The 17451-nt window shown below is 49.3% G+C and carries 17 protein-coding genes and 1 other RNA gene; 16 read left to right on the top strand and 2 right to left on the bottom strand.

Annotated features, from left to right (window positions below):
* Positions 1 to 166 precede the first annotated feature (166 nt).
* Together HPT30_RS02370 and argS are read left to right on the top strand one after the other, a co-directional pair.
* Entirely contained in the window at positions 167 to 610 is a 444-nt protein-coding gene (locus tag HPT30_RS02370) for a YwiB family protein (RefSeq protein ID WP_312876280.1), read from the top strand.
* Entirely contained in the window at positions 607 to 2292 is a 1686-nt protein-coding gene (gene argS, locus HPT30_RS02365; RefSeq protein ID WP_175369909.1) for an arginine--tRNA ligase, read from the top strand. The genes HPT30_RS02370 and argS overlap by 4 nt, the downstream gene beginning before the upstream one ends.
* Before the next feature lie 11 nt (positions 2293 to 2303).
* Here the strand turns inward: argS and HPT30_RS02360 are convergent, their stop codons facing one another.
* Positions 2304 to 2501, bottom strand: coding sequence for a hypothetical protein (locus tag HPT30_RS02360; protein ID WP_175369908.1), 198 nt, complete (start codon positions 2499 to 2501; stop codon positions 2304 to 2306).
* On the bottom strand, positions 2498 to 3685 hold the full coding sequence (locus HPT30_RS02355; RefSeq protein WP_175369907.1) for a S8 family peptidase: 1188 nt from the start codon (positions 3683 to 3685) through the stop codon (positions 2498 to 2500). Before HPT30_RS02355 ends, HPT30_RS02360 begins: the two co-directional genes overlap by 4 nt.
* Before the next feature lie 466 nt (positions 3686 to 4151).
* Here HPT30_RS02355 and rpoE point away from each other — a divergent pair, with 466 nt between their 5' ends.
* From rpoE to HPT30_RS02285, 14 genes are all read left to right on the top strand, one after another.
* A complete protein-coding gene (rpoE, locus tag HPT30_RS02350; protein ID WP_175369906.1) occupies positions 4152 to 4715 on the top strand; it encodes a DNA-directed RNA polymerase subunit delta in 564 nt (187 codons plus the stop codon).
* 312 nt (positions 4716 to 5027) lie between these two features.
* Positions 5028 to 6635 (top strand): CTP synthase, encoded by a 1608-nt coding sequence (pyrG, locus tag HPT30_RS02345; protein WP_175369905.1) that lies wholly within the window; start codon positions 5028 to 5030, stop codon positions 6633 to 6635.
* A 322-nt stretch (positions 6636 to 6957) separates the two neighbouring features.
* A complete protein-coding gene (locus HPT30_RS02340) occupies positions 6958 to 7344 on the top strand; it encodes a response regulator (RefSeq protein WP_066368165.1) in 387 nt (128 codons plus the stop codon).
* A gap of 211 nt (positions 7345 to 7555) precedes the next feature.
* Positions 7556 to 8410, top strand: a complete 855-nt coding sequence (fba, locus tag HPT30_RS02335; RefSeq protein ID WP_175369904.1) for a class II fructose-1,6-bisphosphate aldolase — start codon at positions 7556 to 7558, stop codon at positions 8408 to 8410.
* Positions 8411 to 8623: 213 nt separating this feature from the next.
* Positions 8624 to 9877 (top strand): UDP-N-acetylglucosamine 1-carboxyvinyltransferase, encoded by a 1254-nt coding sequence (murA, locus tag HPT30_RS02330; protein WP_175369903.1) that lies wholly within the window; start codon positions 8624 to 8626, stop codon positions 9875 to 9877.
* 190 nt (positions 9878 to 10067) lie between these two features.
* Complete coding sequence (rho, locus tag HPT30_RS02325; RefSeq protein ID WP_175369902.1) at positions 10068 to 11417, top strand: transcription termination factor Rho; 1350 nt, start codon at positions 10068 to 10070, stop codon at positions 11415 to 11417.
* Positions 11418 to 11440: 23 nt separating this feature from the next.
* Positions 11441 to 12718: a radical SAM family protein gene (locus tag HPT30_RS02320; protein ID WP_175369901.1), complete on the top strand. Its 1278-nt coding sequence runs from the start codon at positions 11441 to 11443 to the stop codon at positions 12716 to 12718.
* Positions 12719 to 12836: 118 nt separating this feature from the next.
* A complete protein-coding gene (gene rpmE, locus HPT30_RS02315) occupies positions 12837 to 13034 on the top strand; it encodes a 50S ribosomal protein L31 (RefSeq protein WP_066368182.1) in 198 nt (65 codons plus the stop codon).
* A 172-nt stretch (positions 13035 to 13206) separates the two neighbouring features.
* An RNA gene (gene ffs / locus HPT30_RS02310) (signal recognition particle sRNA large type) lies at positions 13207 to 13474 on the top strand.
* 134 nt (positions 13475 to 13608) lie between these two features.
* Positions 13609 to 15381, top strand: coding sequence for a DNA polymerase III subunit gamma/tau (gene dnaX, locus HPT30_RS02305; RefSeq protein WP_175369900.1), 1773 nt, complete (start codon positions 13609 to 13611; stop codon positions 15379 to 15381).
* A gap of 51 nt (positions 15382 to 15432) precedes the next feature.
* The gene (locus tag HPT30_RS02300; protein ID WP_175369899.1) at positions 15433 to 15744 is read left to right on the top strand and encodes a YbaB/EbfC family nucleoid-associated protein; all 312 of its coding nucleotides are present in this window, start codon (positions 15433 to 15435) and stop codon (positions 15742 to 15744) included.
* A gap of 37 nt (positions 15745 to 15781) precedes the next feature.
* Positions 15782 to 16381, top strand: coding sequence for a recombination mediator RecR (gene recR / locus HPT30_RS02295; RefSeq protein ID WP_175369898.1), 600 nt, complete (start codon positions 15782 to 15784; stop codon positions 16379 to 16381).
* Between the two features lie 166 nt (positions 16382 to 16547).
* Positions 16548 to 16844, top strand: a complete 297-nt coding sequence (locus tag HPT30_RS02290; protein WP_246316889.1) for a DUF2508 family protein — start codon at positions 16548 to 16550, stop codon at positions 16842 to 16844.
* Between the two features lie 35 nt (positions 16845 to 16879).
* A complete protein-coding gene (locus HPT30_RS02285; protein ID WP_376766984.1) occupies positions 16880 to 17146 on the top strand; it encodes a pro-sigmaK processing inhibitor BofA family protein in 267 nt (88 codons plus the stop codon).
* Positions 17147 to 17451: the final 305 nt, after the last annotated feature.

Raw genomic sequence — 17451 nt, 5'->3', positions numbered from 1 at the left:
TAATAGCAAGGCAAGTGTCTTTTTTGTGTCGCTATGGTAAAATTAGCTTCCGTGGAATCTTCCTCGAATAAGGAATTGAATTGCACCCTTGAACTGGATATAGTAGTACAATGGGAAAGCGAATTCGCCTTTGGTCTGCAGAGGCTTGCAGAATGGAGGAATGCAGGTGCCGGAAATTCAGAATCACAAATACGGCGTTTCAGTTACACTCGTAAGCCAGCATGAAGGTGAGCGTACTGTACTGAATACCACCGGAGAAGTTATAGCGAAGGGACAGCAGCTGTTCATCCGATATGTAGAGCCCGGGCAGGGCCCTCAGGGTGAGGAGATAGCCGTTCGTACAATGATAAAGATTGCAGGCAGCGAACTGAAGCTGATCCGCCATGGCGCGGTTGAATCCGAGCAGAGCTTCCAAGAGGGACAGCGTTTGCCGGGCTTTTACCGCTCTCCCTATACGAACTTTAATCTGTCCACGGAGACCCGGAAGCTGGAGATTTCCCGAGACGGGCGCTCTCTGAACGTAACGTGGGAGTATGATTTATACGTATACGAGGAGTTGTCAGGGCAGTTCGTACTCAGTTTGCATATACAGGAGGAACCAAAATCATGACACAGAGTCAAAATCCGCTCGAACTTATTAATGAACGGGTAAAAGAAGCCATTGCCGATGCAGTTGTTGCTGCAGGGCTGGTTGCACGTGAAGACCTTCCAGCCATCGTGCTGGAAGTGCCAAGAGACAAGGAGCACGGTGATCTGGCGACCAATGCCGCTATGCAGCTCACCAAGATTGCTAAGCGCAACCCGCGCCAGATTGCTGAGGCCATTCTAGAACACTTGGACAAGAGCAGCGCTTCCATTGAGAAGGCAGAGATTGCCGGACCGGGCTTCATTAACTTTACATTGTCTAAGCACTATCTTTATGATGTCATCACCCAGGTTGCCGCACAGGGAGACAACTACGGCCGCATTGACTTAGGACAGGGTCAAAAGGTAGAGGTTGAGTTCGTCAGCGCGAACCCTACGGGAAGTCTACACTTGGGACATGCCCGCGGCGCAGCTGTCGGCGATGCACTCTGTAACGTGCTGGATTATGCCGGTTATCAGGTGACCCGTGAGTACTATATTAATGATGCCGGAAATCAGGTTGCCAATCTGTGCAAATCTATCGAGACCCGCTACCTGCAGGAGCTGGGACAACCGGCAGAAATGCCGGAGGATGGTTATCATGGTGAAGATATCAAGGGATTTGCCAAGGAACTTGTGGCTGAGAAGGGAGATTCTCTGCTGGAGCTGACGCCGGGGGACCGTGCGGCATTCTTCCGTACCTATGGCTTGAATAAGGAATTGGATAAAATCAAACGCGATCTGGGACGTTTCCGCGTTCCATTTGATATCTGGTTTAGCGAGACCTCTCTCTATGAGAATGGAGCAGTCTTGCGTTCGCTGGACGATCTGCGTGAGCGTGGAGAGGTATACGAAGAGGAAGGCGCAACCTGGCTGCAGACGACCAAGTATGGCGACGACAAGGACCGCGTGCTGATCAAGAACGATGGTACCTATACGTATCTGACACCGGATATTGCCTACCATAACGATAAATACGGCCGCGGCTATGACAAAATGATCAACATCTGGGGTGCCGATCACCACGGTTATATTCCGCGGATGAAGGCAGCGATGTCGGCACTCGGCAATGACCCGGGGAAATTGGTGGTCCTGATTGCCCAAATGGTCAGCTTGTTTCAGAACGGCGAGAAAGTGAAAATGTCCAAGCGTACTGGTAAAGCGGTAACGATGGAGGATTTGATGGAAGAGGTTGGCATCGACGCCATCCGTTATTTCTTCACCATGCGCAGCATGGACTCTCATCTGGACTTCGATATGGACCTGGCGATCTCTACGTCCAACGAGAACCCGGTATTCTATGTACAGTATGCTCATGCGCGGATTTGCAGCATCTTCCGTCAAGCTGAGGAACAAGGAATCGCACTGCCGGATTATGCCGAACTTGATTTCAGCAAGCTAAGTGCCCCTCACGAATATGACTTGCTACGCAAAATTGGTGAGCTGCCGGCTGAGATTGCTTCTGCAGCCGATGCTTACGCGCCGCATCGCCTGGTGCGTTATGTCTATGATCTGGCGGCACTCTTCCACAGCTATTACAAGGCTGAGCGCGTCATTACCGAAGATCCGGCCCAAACATTGGCCCGTCTTGCTCTGCTTGGAGCAACGCGTACTACTATTGCCAATGTATTGCGTCTTCTAGCGGTATCCGCTCCGGACCGCATGTAATTCATCCATCCTCAAGCCCCCGTCTGACCGGGGCAAGGGATGGTCAGCACACCGCCTCCGGTGACTTTAGGAGGCGGTGTGCTTGTGTCTTCACAAAGAAGAGAAGTGCACATGGTTAGCTTCATGTGCGTTGCAGGGCGGCCGCCATCCTTGGTTACAGGATGGCGGCCGTTTTGAGCCAGTGGCTCTGCGCCACTGGCTCTTGTCAATCCGCGCGCCGGCTGGCGGCATTCGCGGATGGGCCCCGCTTGGCCCTGATGCCTGCGCGTAGCAGGCGAAGGGCATCGGCAGCGCCGCCGCCAAGGGAGGCTCTGCGCTGCCCTTTACGCAGCCGCACCGGGCAAGCGGTGCGGCGCAGCAGGAGCTTCAGCTCCCGGGGGGTGAGCCCTGGCCGGAGAGCGAGCAGCAGGGCAGCGGCTCCCGTCACATGCGACGTCGCCATGGATGTGCCGCTCATTTCCTTGTAGCCCTCCTTCAGCCAGCAGGAGGGCACACTTTCGCCGGGTCCGTATACATCGATGTATGACCCGCGGTTGCTGAAGCTGGCGACCCGGCGCTTCTTATCTATGGCGCCTACGGCGATAGTCTCCGGATAGCGCGCCGGATAATCCCCGCCGCGTTTGCCATCATTGCCGGAGGAAGCGACAATGGCAATGCCAGCGCGGTAGGCTTTCATGACAACATTATGAAGCGCCTTGCTTCGCGTCTTCATGCCGAAGCTCATATTAATGATGTCGATCCGGTTCTGGACGCACCAGTCAATCCCCAGCACAATGTCGGACACATAAGCAGAGCCGTTGTGGTCAAAAGCTTTGACGGGATAGAGAATGGCTCTTGGTGCAACTCCCATCATGCCGCGTGTGCCGCCAGCGGCGGCCAGTGTACCGGCGATATGGGTGCCGTGGCCATTGTCATCCAGTGGCAGCATTCCCCGCCGCAGCAGATTGACGCCTGTAGCTAGCGAATGGCGCAGATCAGGGTGACGGTAGTCGGCACCTGTATCAATAACACCTACCTTGACTTGCACACCGGTTGACTTCGACCAGGCCTGGGGGGCATGAATCGCTTTCACTCCCCAGGGCATCACGGCGGTCCCGGTTTTCTCACTGGGCAGCGCATGGAGCTGTATGCGGTAATCGTCTTCCACGCTCAGCGTGTCTGAAAATTTATGCACCAGCTTTGCCGCGCTTGCGGCAGGCACAAAAAAAGCGCGGATCAGCGGAGAGACCTGCACCTGCCGCAGTCTCGTTTTTTTCGTACGTAGGGTCTTCCACTGGGATAAGGCTCCGGCGTAATGGCGGGCATCATAAAAGGTAACAATACGCCGTTCGTCATTCTTGGGGGCAGCCGATATCTCATCAAGCAGTATCTGCCAAAATCCGTAATAGTCCATGTGTTTTGCCGTCCCCTCCTCGGTGCCGTACTGAAATATTGTATGAGCGGAGGAGGGTAGCCGAATGGGAACTTGCCCTTTTTTAAGGAAATGGGCTGCCCATCGTGTCAAAAGACGGCGCTTCACATAAAATAAACAGAAGAGATTTAACACTCTCTTTGCAACATCCCGTAAGGAGCCATTCCTTGGCGTGGATACAGTCATGCGCGGAGGAGTTTCCTCCGCCTTTTTTAGAGAGGCCTTCCACCTGTATAACCGGCGTAGTCATTCATAAAAGTACATATGGATCGTTACCTGCGAAAAAAACGTTTCCTTGTCGGAAAATGCCGGCGGTTTTTTTGCGTCCAAAGCTTGCCCCTTTTGACTTGCATTTTGTTGCTAAATAGGTTTTACTTAGGTTTGTTACTGGATATTATTGAATTAAAGCCGTGAATAGTGAACAATGCGTGAGAGGAAGTGTCCTTTAATGAGTACGCCACTCAATTTAAAGCTGGACCCCGAGAAAGTAAAAGAAATGCCTATGGTGGACCTGGCTTTCCTAGTGCTGAAGGCGGCTAATACGCCGTTTTATTACCGTGACCTGATGGTCGAGGTGGCCAAGCTGCGCGGGATGACCGAAGAACAAACCAACGATACTATTGCCCAGTTATATACTGAGATTAACATCGACGGACGTTTTGCCTGTGTAGGAACGAACCTGTGGGGGTTGAAACGCTGGTATCCGCTGGAGCGCTCCGATGATCCAGTCGGTAATTCCAAACGTCCACGTATTATCAACGACGAGGATGACGATTTGGAAGACGATGATTTCACCGAGGAAGATGATAACTACGCATCCGAAGAAGAGGATTTCGACGCTATCGACGACGATCGCGACGACCTCTATTCCGACGACGACAGCGAAGAAGAAGTTGACGACGATGTGGTTATTGACGAAGAAGACATCGACGAAGATGACGTGGACGATGAAGACTCCGACGCGGAAAGTGAAGAAGATTTGGACGATGAAGACGAGGAAGATAAATATTAATCCCGTTCTTTGAGGTAGCATAATTCTGCCCTTGACAGTGGAGAACCGTCAGAGTAAACTATTGCATGGGCTTATGATGAAAGTTAATATGTGTTTTCTAAAATAAAAAGTGCCCCGGTGCTACGGGTGTCACTTTTTTGTTTTTTTAGATGCCAAGGAGCCGGAATTTCCGCGATTTTAAAGGGGCGGAAGAGGGTCTTTTGTGCCGGCTAAAGTAACTTTTGATTTCCCCCGTTTGACGATAGAAAAACGGGTTACGATAAACATCATGCGTCGCCTGAATTTCTGGACTTTATTTAGGAGGGTTTTACAGTGACAAAGTATATTTTTGTAACGGGTGGGGTTGTGTCTTCCCTTGGCAAAGGCATTACCGCTGCTTCGCTGGGTAGGCTGCTTAAGAACAGAGGTCTAAAGGTGACGATTCAGAAATTTGATCCGTATCTTAATGTGGACCCTGGAACAATGAGTCCTTATCAGCACGGTGAAGTATTCGTGACAGACGATGGCGCGGAAACGGACCTTGACCTTGGACACTATGAACGGTTTATTGACATTAACCTGTCCAAGAACAGCAATGTAACGACAGGTAAAGTGTACTCATCGGTAATCAGCAAGGAGCGCCGTGGTGAGTACCTGGGCGGAACTGTTCAAGTTATTCCGCATATTACGAACGAAATCAAGGAGCGTGTCTTCCGTGCAGGCCGTGAAGCTGGTTCGGATGTCGTAATCACAGAGATCGGCGGTACAGTGGGCGATATCGAGAGCCTTCCGTTCCTTGAAGCGATTCGTCAGATCAAGAGCGATATCGGCCGCGAGAACGTAATGTACATTCACGTTACCCTGATTCCTTATATCAAGGCAGCAGGGGAAGTGAAGACCAAGCCGACCCAGCATAGTGTAAAAGAGCTGCGCAGTATCGGAATTCAGCCGAATGTGATTGTATGCCGTACGGAGCATGAGCTGTCTTCGGACATGAAGGCGAAGATTGCCCTGTTCTGTGATATCGACGCTAATGCCGTAGTGGAATGCCGCGATGCCTCCACGCTGTATGAAGTTCCGCTTAATTTGCGTGACGAGGGATTGGACGAGATCGTAGTTAACCATTTGAAGCTGACTACGCCTGCTCCGGATATGCGGGAATGGGAAAGCATGCTTGACCGGATCAACAAGCTGGAGCATACCGTTGAAATTGCCATTGTCGGCAAGTACGTTGCTCTGCACGATGCTTATTTGAGTGTGGTTGAATCCCTTTCGCATGCGGGCTTTGCATCCAACGCAGAAGTTAAGCTTCGCTGGGTAGATGCGGAACTGGTTACCGATGAGAACGTGGACGAGCAGTTGCGCGGTGTAGGCGGCATTCTCGTTCCAGGCGGCTTCGGCGATCGTGGTATTGAAGGTAAAATCTCTGCTATCCGCTATGCACGGGAAAAACAAATTCCGTTCTTCGGAATCTGCTTGGGTATGCAGGTGTCCGTCATTGAATACGGACGTTCCGTATTGGGTCTGGAAGGAGCGAACAGCTCAGAGATTGATCCGTCTACGAATCATCCTCTGATTGATCTGCTTCCTGAACAGAAAGATATCGAAGATATGGGCGGTACAATGCGTCTTGGTCTTTATCCTTGTAAGCTTTTGCCGGGTTCCCTGGCGATGTCTTGCTACGATGATGAGCTTGTGTACGAACGTCACCGTCACCGGTATGAGTTCAACAATGCTTACCGTGATGAGATCGAAAAAGCGGGTCTGGTGATCTCTGGTACATCCCCAGACGGACGTCTGGTAGAAATCGTGGAGCTTCCGGGTCATCCTTGGTTCCTTTCGGTACAATTCCATCCGGAGTTCATTTCCCGTCCGAACCGTCCGCAACCACTGTTCCGCGAGTTCGTCAAAGCTTCACTTACTCACTACAGTGCTCAATAAATAGTATATATAGCACCATCAAGGTGTTCGCAAGAGCCTCCATTTGGAGGCTCTTTTTCTTATGCTAGGTCCTATCCGGCTCAAGTACAATTTCAATTTTAAATGTAAGTTGTGATTTTGATATTTTTAACATTTTCTATCAAGAAAAGTCGATACGGACGATACATTTTATGGCATACATTTACGCATTTTATCCAATTAGCAGGATTTTGAATCTACACCACGAATTATAGGTTTCGTATGGACTAAGTTACAAAGGGGCCGTTAGCTGTGGAGAGCGCGGTATGGTCAATCTGCCTTAAATTCTGGGAGGGTATTGATAATGGAGAAAAATAAAGTGTTAATTGTCGACGATCAGAACGGGATCAGGATTCTTCTCATGGAAGTGTTCAACAGCGAGGGTTACACCACATTTCAGGCGGCTAACGGTAAACTTGCACTGGAAATTGTTCGTACCGAATCCCCAGACTTGGTCTTGCTCGATATGAAAATCCCGGGAATGGATGGGCTTGAAATTCTCAAGCATCTGAAGGAGATTAATCCGGAGATCAAGGTGATCATGATGACAGCCTACGGAGAGCTGGACATGATTAAAGAAGCAACGAAATTGGGCGCGCTTATGCACTTTACCAAACCTTTTGACATTGACGAGATGCGTGTGGCGGTAAATATGCATCTTCGCAATAAATCGGTCGATCAGTGCAGCTGAAGTAAGGATTCTGCTAAATGGCAGAATCCTTTTTTCGGAGGGGAAAACTTGGAAAAGGGCAGATAACAACAGGGGTGGATAAATATCGTCCCACCGGGACATTTTTTTGTTAGTGCTATTTAGTATTTGACACTGGATGTGCTATAATAAGCCTGTATGTGATAAACGGTTCTATAAATTATAGCGAAAAACATCTTTAGGAGGATGAACCATGCCATTAGTATCAATGACAGACATGTTGAACAAAGCACTTGAAGGAAAGTACGCAGTAGGTCAGTACAACATCAATAACCTTGAATGGACTCAAGCTATTTTGGGTGCAGCCGAAGAAGAGAAATCTCCGGTAATTCTTGGTGTATCCGAAGGCGCAGCCCGTCACATGGGCGGTTTCACCACTGTTGTTAAGATGGTGGAAGGACTTATCCACGACCTGAAAATCACTGTTCCTGTAGCGATCCACCTGGACCACGGTTCCAGCTTTGATAAATGTAAAGAAGCCATCGATGCTGGCTTTACTTCCGTAATGATCGACGGATCCCACCACCCAATCGACGAGAACATTGAAATGACTAAGAAAGTCGTTGACTATGCTCACGCTAAAGGTGTTTCTGTAGAAGCTGAAGTAGGTACTGTAGGCGGACAAGAAGACGACGTTATCGGCGGTATTCAATATGCTGATCTTAACGAGTGCGTACGCATTGTTAAAGAAACCGGCATCGACACTTTGGCTCCGGCACTTGGTTCCGTACACGGTCCTTACCATGGCGAGCCTAACCTCGGATTCAAAGAAATGGAAGAAATCCGCGACGCTGTTAAATTGCCACTCGTTCTGCATGGCGGTACTGGTATCCCTGTACATGACATCGACAAAGCGATCTCCCTGGGTACTTCCAAGATCAACGTGAACACTGAGAACCAAATCGCATTTGCTAAAGTAGTTCGCGAAGTTTTGGCTGCTAAACCTGATGCTTACGACCCACGTACATTCATCGTACCAGGCCGCGATGCTATCAAACAAACCGTTATCGGTAAAATCCGTGAGTTCGGTTCCAACAACAAAGCGTAAGATCTGTTTTCTTAAGTTTTGAAGGACAGCAGTCCATCAAGTTTTGAATAAGCATATCGGACAGGTTATACTGTCCTTTTCAGTTGAATATGATGATGTGGAGAGTACACCGCATAGCCGGTGTCTTTCCATTTTCATCACCTTTATCATTAGAAAAGCCACAGCACGTATTGTCGACCAACCGCAATACACGTAGGGGGAACCTGTTAATTTATGGAAAAATTAATGATTGGCGGTGGACGTCCGCTGCAAGGTGTTGTTACGATCAGCGGAGCCAAGAACAGCGCGATTGCGCTTATTCCTGCGGCGATTTTAGCCGAATCTGAAGTTGTGCTGGATAATCTACCGTCCCTTAGCGATGTTGCAGTTTACTCCGAAATACTGGAAGAGCTTGGCGCAAGTGTATCCTGGTCAGGCAACCAAATGAGAATTGACCCCTCCCGTATTGTGTCCATCCCTATGCCTAATGGGCCTGTCAAGAAATTGCGGGCGTCTTACTATATGATGGGAGCGCTTCTTGGAAGATTCAAGGAAGCGACAATAGGGCTTCCTGGTGGCTGTAATTTTGAGCCCCGTCCGATTGACCAGCACATCAAGGGATTTGAAGCGCTGGGCGCAACAGTGACTAATGAACATGGCTCTATCCACCTGTATGCCAAGGAATTACGCGGGGCCAAGATTTATCTGGATGTATCCAGTGTCGGGGCCACGATTAATATCATGTTGGCGGCTTCAAGAGCCAAAGGCTCTACTATTATTGAAAATGCGGCTAAAGAGCCTGAGATTATAGATGTAGCTACACTCCTTAATTCAATGGGTGCCATTATTAAAGGTGCCGGTACGGAAACCATCCGGATCGAAGGCGTTACGGAAATGCACGGCTGCCGTCACTCCATTATTCCTGACCGGATTCAAGCTGGAACATATATGATTGCTGCAGCGGCAACGCGCGGCAACGTCCTTATAGATAACGTCATCCCTAAGCATCTTGAGGCTTTAACCGCCAAGCTGCTGGAGATGGGCGTAGATATTGAAGAGCTTGATGAGAGCATTCGTGTAATTGGCAGAGCCAAGTATGAGCATGCAGACGTCAAAGCGCTGATTTACCCGGGCTTTGCCACCGATCTGCAGTCCCCAATGACCAGTATGTTGACTCAGGCTGAAGGTGTTAGTGTGCTGAGTGATTTTGTTTACAGCAATCGCTTCAAGCATGTGCCGGAACTGGTCCGTATGGGGGCCAAGATTCGTGTCGAGGGTCGTTCGGCAATTGTGGAAGGCAGCAAGCTTAATGCAGCAAAGGTCAAGGCGGCTGATCTGCGGGCTGGTGCGGCACTTGTTATCGCCGGCCTTACAGTAGAGGAAGGCATCACCGAAGTAACGGGCGTGGAGTATATTGATCGGGGCTACGATCATTTGGTGACAAATCTCCGTAATCTGGGGGCTGACGTTTGGCGCGAGAACGAATAGAATGAATTTATAGGGTTTCCCGCTAACTGGAAGGAGTTTATTTTGCAAGAAGACTGCATATCTCCTTCCAATTCGGGTAATCCTATTCTAATGAGGATTTTGCCGGACTCTTATTTTTTGTTGATATAGTTCAGTGTACATAGAGCTATATTCACGGACTCATTATAAAAATTGAATAGGTGGTTATTACATGGATCTTCAAATTTCCGATCTGGAAGAAATGAAGCTGACCGACTTGTACAAGCTGGCCAAGAAATACCAGATTCCTTACTACGGGCAGATGAAGAAACGGGAGCTGATCTTTGCCATCCTTCGGGCGCAGGCGGAGCAAAGCGGGCTCATGTTTATGGAAGGTGTACTGGAGATTCTGCCGGAAGGCTACGGATTCCTAAGGCCGATCAACTACTTGCCAAGTGCGGAGGATATTTATATCTCAGCCTCCCAGATTCGCAAGTTTGATCTTCGCAGCGGAGACCTGGTATCGGGGAAATGTCGGACCCCCAAAGAAAATGAACGTTATTTTGGATTGCTTCAGGTCAATGCCGTTAATGGCGAGAACCCTGCCAGCGCAGCGGAACGCCTGCATTTCCCGGCGTTAACACCTCTTTATCCGCAAGACAAGCTGCCGCTTGAAACATCCCCTACTCATTTATCTACCCGAATAATGGATTTGCTCGCTCCTGTAGGTCTGGGGCAACGCGGTTTGATTGTAGCGCCTCCTAAAGCAGGGAAGACGCTCCTCCTAAAAGAAATTGCCAACAGCATTTCCACTAATAATCCTGAGATAGAACTGTTTGTGCTTCTGATCGATGAACGTCCCGAGGAAGTAACCGATATGCAGCGCTCTGTGAAGGGTGAAGTTGTGGCCTCGACTTTTGACGAATTGCCGGAGAATCATATCAAAGTAGCTGAGCTTGTGCTTCAACGTGCGCTTCGTTTGGTCGAGCACAAGAAAGATGTTGTTATTCTGCTGGACAGTATTACGCGACTGGCGCGTGCATACAACCTTGTTGTACCTCCATCTGGACGGACGCTGAGCGGAGGGATTGATCCTGCTGCTTTCCATCGCCCTAAACGGTTTTTCGGATCGGCGCGTAATGTGGAAGAAGGCGGCAGCCTGACGATTCTGGCTACAGCATTGATCGATACAGGTTCACGTATGGATGACATCATTTATGAAGAGTTTAAAGGTACAGGTAATATGGAGCTGCACCTGGATCGTAAGCTTGCGGAACGCCGTATTTTCCCTGCGATCGATATTCGTCGCTCAGGTACGCGCCGTGAAGAGGTATTGCTGAGTAAGGAAGAACTGGATACCATTTGGGCTATCCGTAAAAATATGAATGAGTCCTATGATTTTGTGGAAGGCTTCCTCAAAAAGCTGCGTGACAGCAAGACGAATGCCGAGTTCCTGGCATCATTTGATGTTGCAGGTAAAGAGTCTGCCAGTGGCACGGCCAGCAGCGGCGGTACATCGAACAGCGGAGCATCTGCACGCCGCACGACCCGCTCGAAGGCACCCACCGTATCCACAACCTAGAACGAGAATAAGAGGAGACTAACATGTATTTGGTATATGCCGATGAGAAAGGTAACGTATATGATCATCCCGAGCTGTATGGGCTAGCCCGCAGCGGGGATATGATTGTCGAAATGCTGGAGGAAGAGCTAATTCCACTGCCTGAGGGTGCTACGCTGGTTGGTCTGCCTAACACACGGGCAGTGGGCATGAATCCGGCAACCGGTGAAATGCTGCCGCTGCCCGAAGGTTCTCAAGCGGTTGGGGCATTGATGCCGCAAGGTTATACACGGTTATGCCTTCCCGGCTATGTCAAGACAGATAAGTCTTACAAGCTGCCCCTGTTCGGTTATTCGGCAGTGGTGTGGAAGGACGGGCGCTTCTATGTAGGCGCAGAGCTTACAGATGATCCTGAACAGTGGAACCCGCTAAATTGTGACCGGGATCTTGTCAAGAAAGGTGTAGGCGATCTGACGGCTAAGTATCCAGAGAACCGTCTCTTTGGACATTTGTCCAATTGTGCACTTGGTTATGAATGCTTAACCTCCTCCAACACCTTCCTGGGTCGTTGGGAGGGCGCTGTACCTGTCTCCTATTCTTGCAATGCAGGCTGCTTCGGCTGTATTTCCGAGCAACCGGATGACAGTGGCTTTGTCTCTCCGCAGACGCGGATGAACTTCCGCCCGCGTGTAGATGAGCTGGTAGAAGTGATGTTGGAGCACCTGAAGACACCAGAGTCCATTGTTAGCTTTGGACAAGGTTGTGAAGGGGAACCGTCGACACAAGCTAAGATTATTATCGAAGCTATGCGAGAAGTGCGTGCTACTACCGACATGGGTTACATTAATATCAATACGAATGCGGGCTTAAGCGACCATATCCGCGGAATCGTTGATGCTGGGCTTGATTTGATGCGTGTCAGCACCATCAGTGCGTTGGATGATCACTACAATGCCTACTACAAGCCGCGGGGTTATACTTTAGCTAATGTTGAGAAATCTCTGAAATATGCGGCATCCCAGGGCGTGTACACGTCGATCAACTATCTGATCTTCCCTGGTGTGACCGATCGTGAAGAAGAGATCGAAGCCATGGTGGAATTCGTGCGACGCACCGATCTCAAGTTGATCCAGATGCGGAATCTGAATATTGACCCGGAGAGTTATCTGGAATTGATCCCTCCAGCTCAAGGGGAGATCCTCGGTATGAAGACGATGTTGGACATTTTCCGGGAAGAACTTCCCGGTGTGGTTATCGGCTCATTTACCCATGTGCCGCCTGCTAATTTGACCCGTGCCAAGTCTGGTCGGATACACGTTTAGCATTGGAAATGTAAATTTGAAACATATTGCCCATTTGCATGTTTCGTGCTAAACTATGCTCATGTGTCTATTAACTCTGAGTCCGCATGAGGCTTAGGGCAAGAGAGGTGAAATTCAAATGCAAGAAGCAATTCAACCAAAGTACAACATTACTAAGGTAACCTGCGCATGTGGCAACACTTTCGAATCCGGTTCTGTTAAACAAGAGCTGCGCGTCGAAATTTGCTCCAACTGCCACCCGTTCTTCACTGGCAAGCAGAAGTTCCTGGATGCCGGCGGTCGCGTTGATAGATTTAAGAAGAAATACGGTATCTAATTCAATTAGCCCGTTTGCGGCATAATTATTAGATCTAGCCCCCGGCTTAATGCCGGGGGTTTTTTCATTGCTCCCAATTATTGAGCGTTATTATTCCTGTAAAGCATGTGATGGGGAGCTGTTAATTCTCCGAGGTTGATTTTTGTCCGAGCGTAGGATATACTTAACTTCGCCGTGCTAGACGGGGAGGTAGCGGTGCCCTGTAACTCGCAATCCGCTGTAGCGAGGTTGAATTCCTGTTAGAGGTGCTGTCGATGTGAGGCCTTGGTCCCTATGGGCTGTGTTGACGGTTGGGTCCTCCGCAATGAGTGCTTGTGAACCTGGTCAGGTCCGGAAGGAAGCAGCCATAAGCAAGTTTGCTCTTGTGCCGGAGGGTGGCCTAGCCCGAGCAGTCAGTAGGGTTGCCGCTTGGATCGCAGCCATCAATAACAGGTGCACGGTTTATATGAATAAATGACAGCATCTTTGCGATAAGCGAGGATGCTTTTTGTTTTTGGTCAAAGTCTGGAGAATATAGTATAATGAGTTAGCGACAAATGCCAGGAAAGTGGCACTTGAGAGAGGGTAATGCATAGTGGAACATATCGCGCTGTACCGTGCTTGGCGGCCGCAGTCGTTTCAGGACATGGTAGGACAACAGCACATTATCCAAACGCTGCAGAATGCTATACGGGAAGACAGGGTCTCACATGCCTATCTGTTCAGCGGTCCGCGGGGGACTGGTAAGACCAGTGCTGCCAAGGTGCTCGCCAAGGCAGTCAACTGTGAGCGCGGCCAGGGGCCGGAGCCTTGCAACGAGTGTCCATCCTGCCTGCGGATTACTGCTGGCAATGTCATGGATGTGCAGGAGATTGATGCGGCGTCCAACCGGGGTGTAGAAGAGATTCGTGACCTGCGGGATAAGGTGAAGTACGCGCCTACCGAAGTGCGTCGTAAAGTGTATATTATTGATGAAGTGCATATGCTGACAACAGAAGCGTTCAATGCGCTGCTGAAGACGCTGGAAGAGCCGCCGCCCCATGTAATGTTCATACTGGCGACGACAGAGCCTCATAAGCTGCCGGCAACGATTATTTCCCGTTGTCAGCGGTTTGATTTCCGCCGGGTATCATTAGAGGAGCAGACGGGTCATCTGAAGCAAATCTGTGAGAAGGAAGGCATCTCCGCAGATGATGACGCTCTGCAGTACATCGCACGTCTCTCTGATGGGGGGATGCGTGATGCGCTTAGTATTCTCGATCAGATATCTTCCTTCACAGAGGGCCAGGTTACCTACCAGCAAGTGCTCGGTATGACTGGAGGAATACCTTCGGAACAGTTCGCCCGTCTGGCCAGAGCGATTCTGGAAGGCGATATGGGACTTCTTCTGGAGCTTGTTGAGCAGCTTATGCATGAGGGCAAAAGTGCCGATAAATGCCTTGAAAATTTATTGTATTACTTCCGGGACCTGCTTATGATTAAAATGGTTCCGAACGCCGATCACTTAACCGACCGTGTCCTGAACCCGGCGGATTTTAAGGATATGGCAACCGCCTTCAGCCGTGAGCAGCTGTTCGGAATTGTGGAGACGCTTAACCGTTATCTGGGTGAGATGAAATATGCTACCCATCCACAGACACTGTTCGAAGTAGCGCTAATGAAGCTTTGTAGCTTGCAGGAAAGTGCCTCGGTTCCGGCTGATGCGGTCATTTCTTCTGGCGCCTTCCAAGGAGCTGCTGCAGGAGGAGCTGCCGCTTCTGACCCTGATGAGCTGGGCGTGCTTAAGAAACAGATCGCCGCACTGGAGAAGAAGTTGGAACAGGCCTTGCAGTCAGGTGGTATTTCCGGAGGGCGCGAGGGTGCACAGGCTAGACCTGCCTCTGTGCCTAGTGCTGCTCCGCGGATCAGCACGGCTTCCAAGATGCCGCCACAGGTGGATAAATTCATAGCCGGTAAGGACAGTGCTGACTTTGCGTCTATTTATAAACAGTGGAGCCTAGTACTGCAAGGTGTGAAGGAAGAGAAAATCACCGTCCATGCCTGGTTTGTAGATGGCGAGCCTGTATCGGTTATGGAAGACGCAGTGCTGGTTGCTTTCAAGAACACCATACACCGGGATACTACAGAGAAGCCTGCTAACCGGCAGGTGATTGAGGGTGTTCTGGCTGCCCGTCTGGGCAAGCCGTACCGTCTTGTAACCATCATGCTTCGCGATTGGAATGAGGCTTCTATGAAGTCTGCCGAACAGCCTGGTAAGGAAGAATTGCGCCTGGAGCATGAACACGAGGCAGGAGCAGCAAAACAAGAACCTTGGATTGATGAGGCGATCCAGCTTTTTGGAGAAGACCTTGTTGTCATAAAAGAGTAATGCTTTCAGCAGATTAGCGCCAAATGGCGCATTCCAAAGGAGAGATCGATTATGAACAATATGAACCAAATGATGAAACAAGTTAAAAAAATGCAGGAGCAAATGCTCAAAGCTCAAGAAGAGCTTGGCAGCAAAACTGTTGAAGGATCATCTGGTGGTGGCGTAGTTACCGTACAAGTGAACGGACACAAGAAACTACTGTCCATTCAGATTAAACCGGAAGCAGTGGATCCGGATGATGTGGAAATGTTGCAGGATCTTGTGATCACTGCTGTGAATGATGCGTTGACACAAGCTGAAGATCTGGCAAACAACGATATGGGTAAATTTACTGGCGGAATGAAGATTCCTGGTTTGTTCTAGACCATTACTCCATTTAGCCTAAAGGAGAAACATTACTTTGCATTATCCCGAACCGCTAGCTAAGCTGATCGATGCTTTTACGCGCTTGCCGGGGGTTGGTCCGAAGACGGCCGCTCGTCTTGCGTTTCATGTGCTGAATATGAAAGAGGATGAAGTCATTGATTTTGCTAAAGCGCTGGTAAGCGTCAAACGCAATCTTCACTATTGCTCGGTGTGCTGTAACATTACCGATACTGACCCGTGCCGGATCTGTCAGGACAAGACGCGTGATGCGTCCGTAATCTGCGTGATTCAGGACGCCAAGGACTTAGTTGCCATTGAGCGTACTAAGGAATTCAATGGTTATTACCACGTCCTCCAGGGAGCGATCTCGCCAATGGAAGGTATTGGACCGGATGATATCCGTCTGAAGGAGCTTTTGGTAAGACTCGGCGACGAGCGGGTGAAGGAATTGATTATGGCGACAAATCCCAATATTGAAGGGGAGGCGACAGCTATGTATATTTCGCGGCTAACGCGCCCTTTTGATATTAAAATCACTAGAATAGCCCACGGCTTGCCTGTAGGTGGCGATCTGGAGTATGCAGACGAGGTCACACTGTCTAAGGCCTTGGAAGGCCGTCGTGAGCTGTTTTAGATCGTAAGGTGCTTTAGAGTATGTGGAGAAGTCCCAAGGAAGCTGTGGGGCTTCTTTTTTTGCGTTCAGAGCTAATCAGGGGTGTCCTGTTATAAGAGGTTATAGATTTGTGGTAGTTTTTTAGTTCTAAGTTTGTCCCGTTCCCTATATGAATGAGAATGAACGAATGAGCGGTAGCGTTCTTGTTGTTCACACTTATTCGGAAGGGGAGCTGAGCATGGGCTGGTGGGGTGCATGGCGGGGGAACGCTGAGAAGGAACGGGAGTATGATGAAGGTTGGAACACGTTTATAGAAGTTCGCAAGGCGCAAATGGAATGGGAACGAGCCTACCTGATGTTCGATGAAGCGCTGGGCCAGGATCAGATAGATTACGCTATTTATATCTTAGAAGCGGCGGAACGCAAATATCAGATTCATCTAAAGCATGCCAAGAGTCTGGGGCTTAACTGGAAACAACTATAAAGAAATGGAACAGAGTTGATAAAGGAGGAGAGACATTGTTGAGATTAGTGGCTATTGGAGTATTGAGCATATCCGTTCTTCTATTGTTTCTGATTGCATTTCGCAAAAAACTGGGTTTCAGCTGGTTAAGTTTATTCGGCACTCATTTAATCCTGGCAGCGCTGGGTATTTACTTAGTGAACTTCTCAGGCGTTATAACAGATGCGCATATTCCCCTTAACCCGGCAACTGTAGGCGCAGTAACGGTTTTAGGGCTGCCCGGAGTACTGATGCTATTGGGTTTAAAAATAACTTTGTTTTAAGGGTTGACGCAGTGCCGGATAATATGGTACATTAATTCTCGGCCCTTGAAGCAAGACATTTTCGAATGACTTGATGGAGAGGAAGCGAAAAAAAGAAATTAAAAAAACGCTTGACAGAAAAACGGTCGCCATGATATATTATAAAGGTCGCTGCTGAGACATTGAGCGACGGACAAGCAAAACATTGATCTTTGAAAACTGAACAACGAGTGAGTATCGAATTCACGAAAGTGAGTTCAAAAATGAGAATTTAATTCTCGTCAGATGTTTCAAAATGAGCAATCGCTCTTTCTAAATACCAATTT

The organism is Paenibacillus agri (assembly GCF_013359945.1).
In the GTDB taxonomy this organism is placed as follows: Bacteria; Bacillota; Bacilli; order Paenibacillales; family Paenibacillaceae; genus Paenibacillus_AQ; species Paenibacillus_AQ agri.
This window is presented reverse-complemented; position numbering and strand designations above follow the sequence as displayed.

Bases quoted from the DNA above. Each gene is read 5' to 3' on its own strand.
- fba (WP_175369904.1), top strand. From the start codon at position 7,556: ATGCCATTAGTATCAATGACAGACATGTTGAACAAAGCACTTGAAGGA.
- murA (WP_175369903.1), top strand. From the start codon at position 8,624: ATGGAAAAATTAATGATTGGCGGTGGACGTCCGCTGCAAGGTGTTGTT.
- HPT30_RS02355 (WP_175369907.1), bottom strand. From the start codon at position 3,685: ATGGACTATTACGGATTTTGGCAGATACTGCTTGATGAGATATCGGCT.
- argS (WP_175369909.1), top strand. From the start codon at position 607: ATGACACAGAGTCAAAATCCGCTCGAACTTATTAATGAACGGGTAAAA.
- rpoE (WP_175369906.1), top strand. From the start codon at position 4,152: ATGAGTACGCCACTCAATTTAAAGCTGGACCCCGAGAAAGTAAAAGAA.
- rpmE (WP_066368182.1), top strand. From the start codon at position 12,837: ATGCAAGAAGCAATTCAACCAAAGTACAACATTACTAAGGTAACCTGC.
- HPT30_RS02300 (WP_175369899.1), top strand. From the start codon at position 15,433: ATGAACAATATGAACCAAATGATGAAACAAGTTAAAAAAATGCAGGAG.
- HPT30_RS02290 (WP_246316889.1), top strand. From the start codon at position 16,548: ATGAGCGGTAGCGTTCTTGTTGTTCACACTTATTCGGAAGGGGAGCTG.
- HPT30_RS02320 (WP_175369901.1), top strand. From the start codon at position 11,441: ATGTATTTGGTATATGCCGATGAGAAAGGTAACGTATATGATCATCCC.
- rho (WP_175369902.1), top strand. From the start codon at position 10,068: ATGGATCTTCAAATTTCCGATCTGGAAGAAATGAAGCTGACCGACTTG.
- HPT30_RS02340 (WP_066368165.1), top strand. From the start codon at position 6,958: ATGGAGAAAAATAAAGTGTTAATTGTCGACGATCAGAACGGGATCAGG.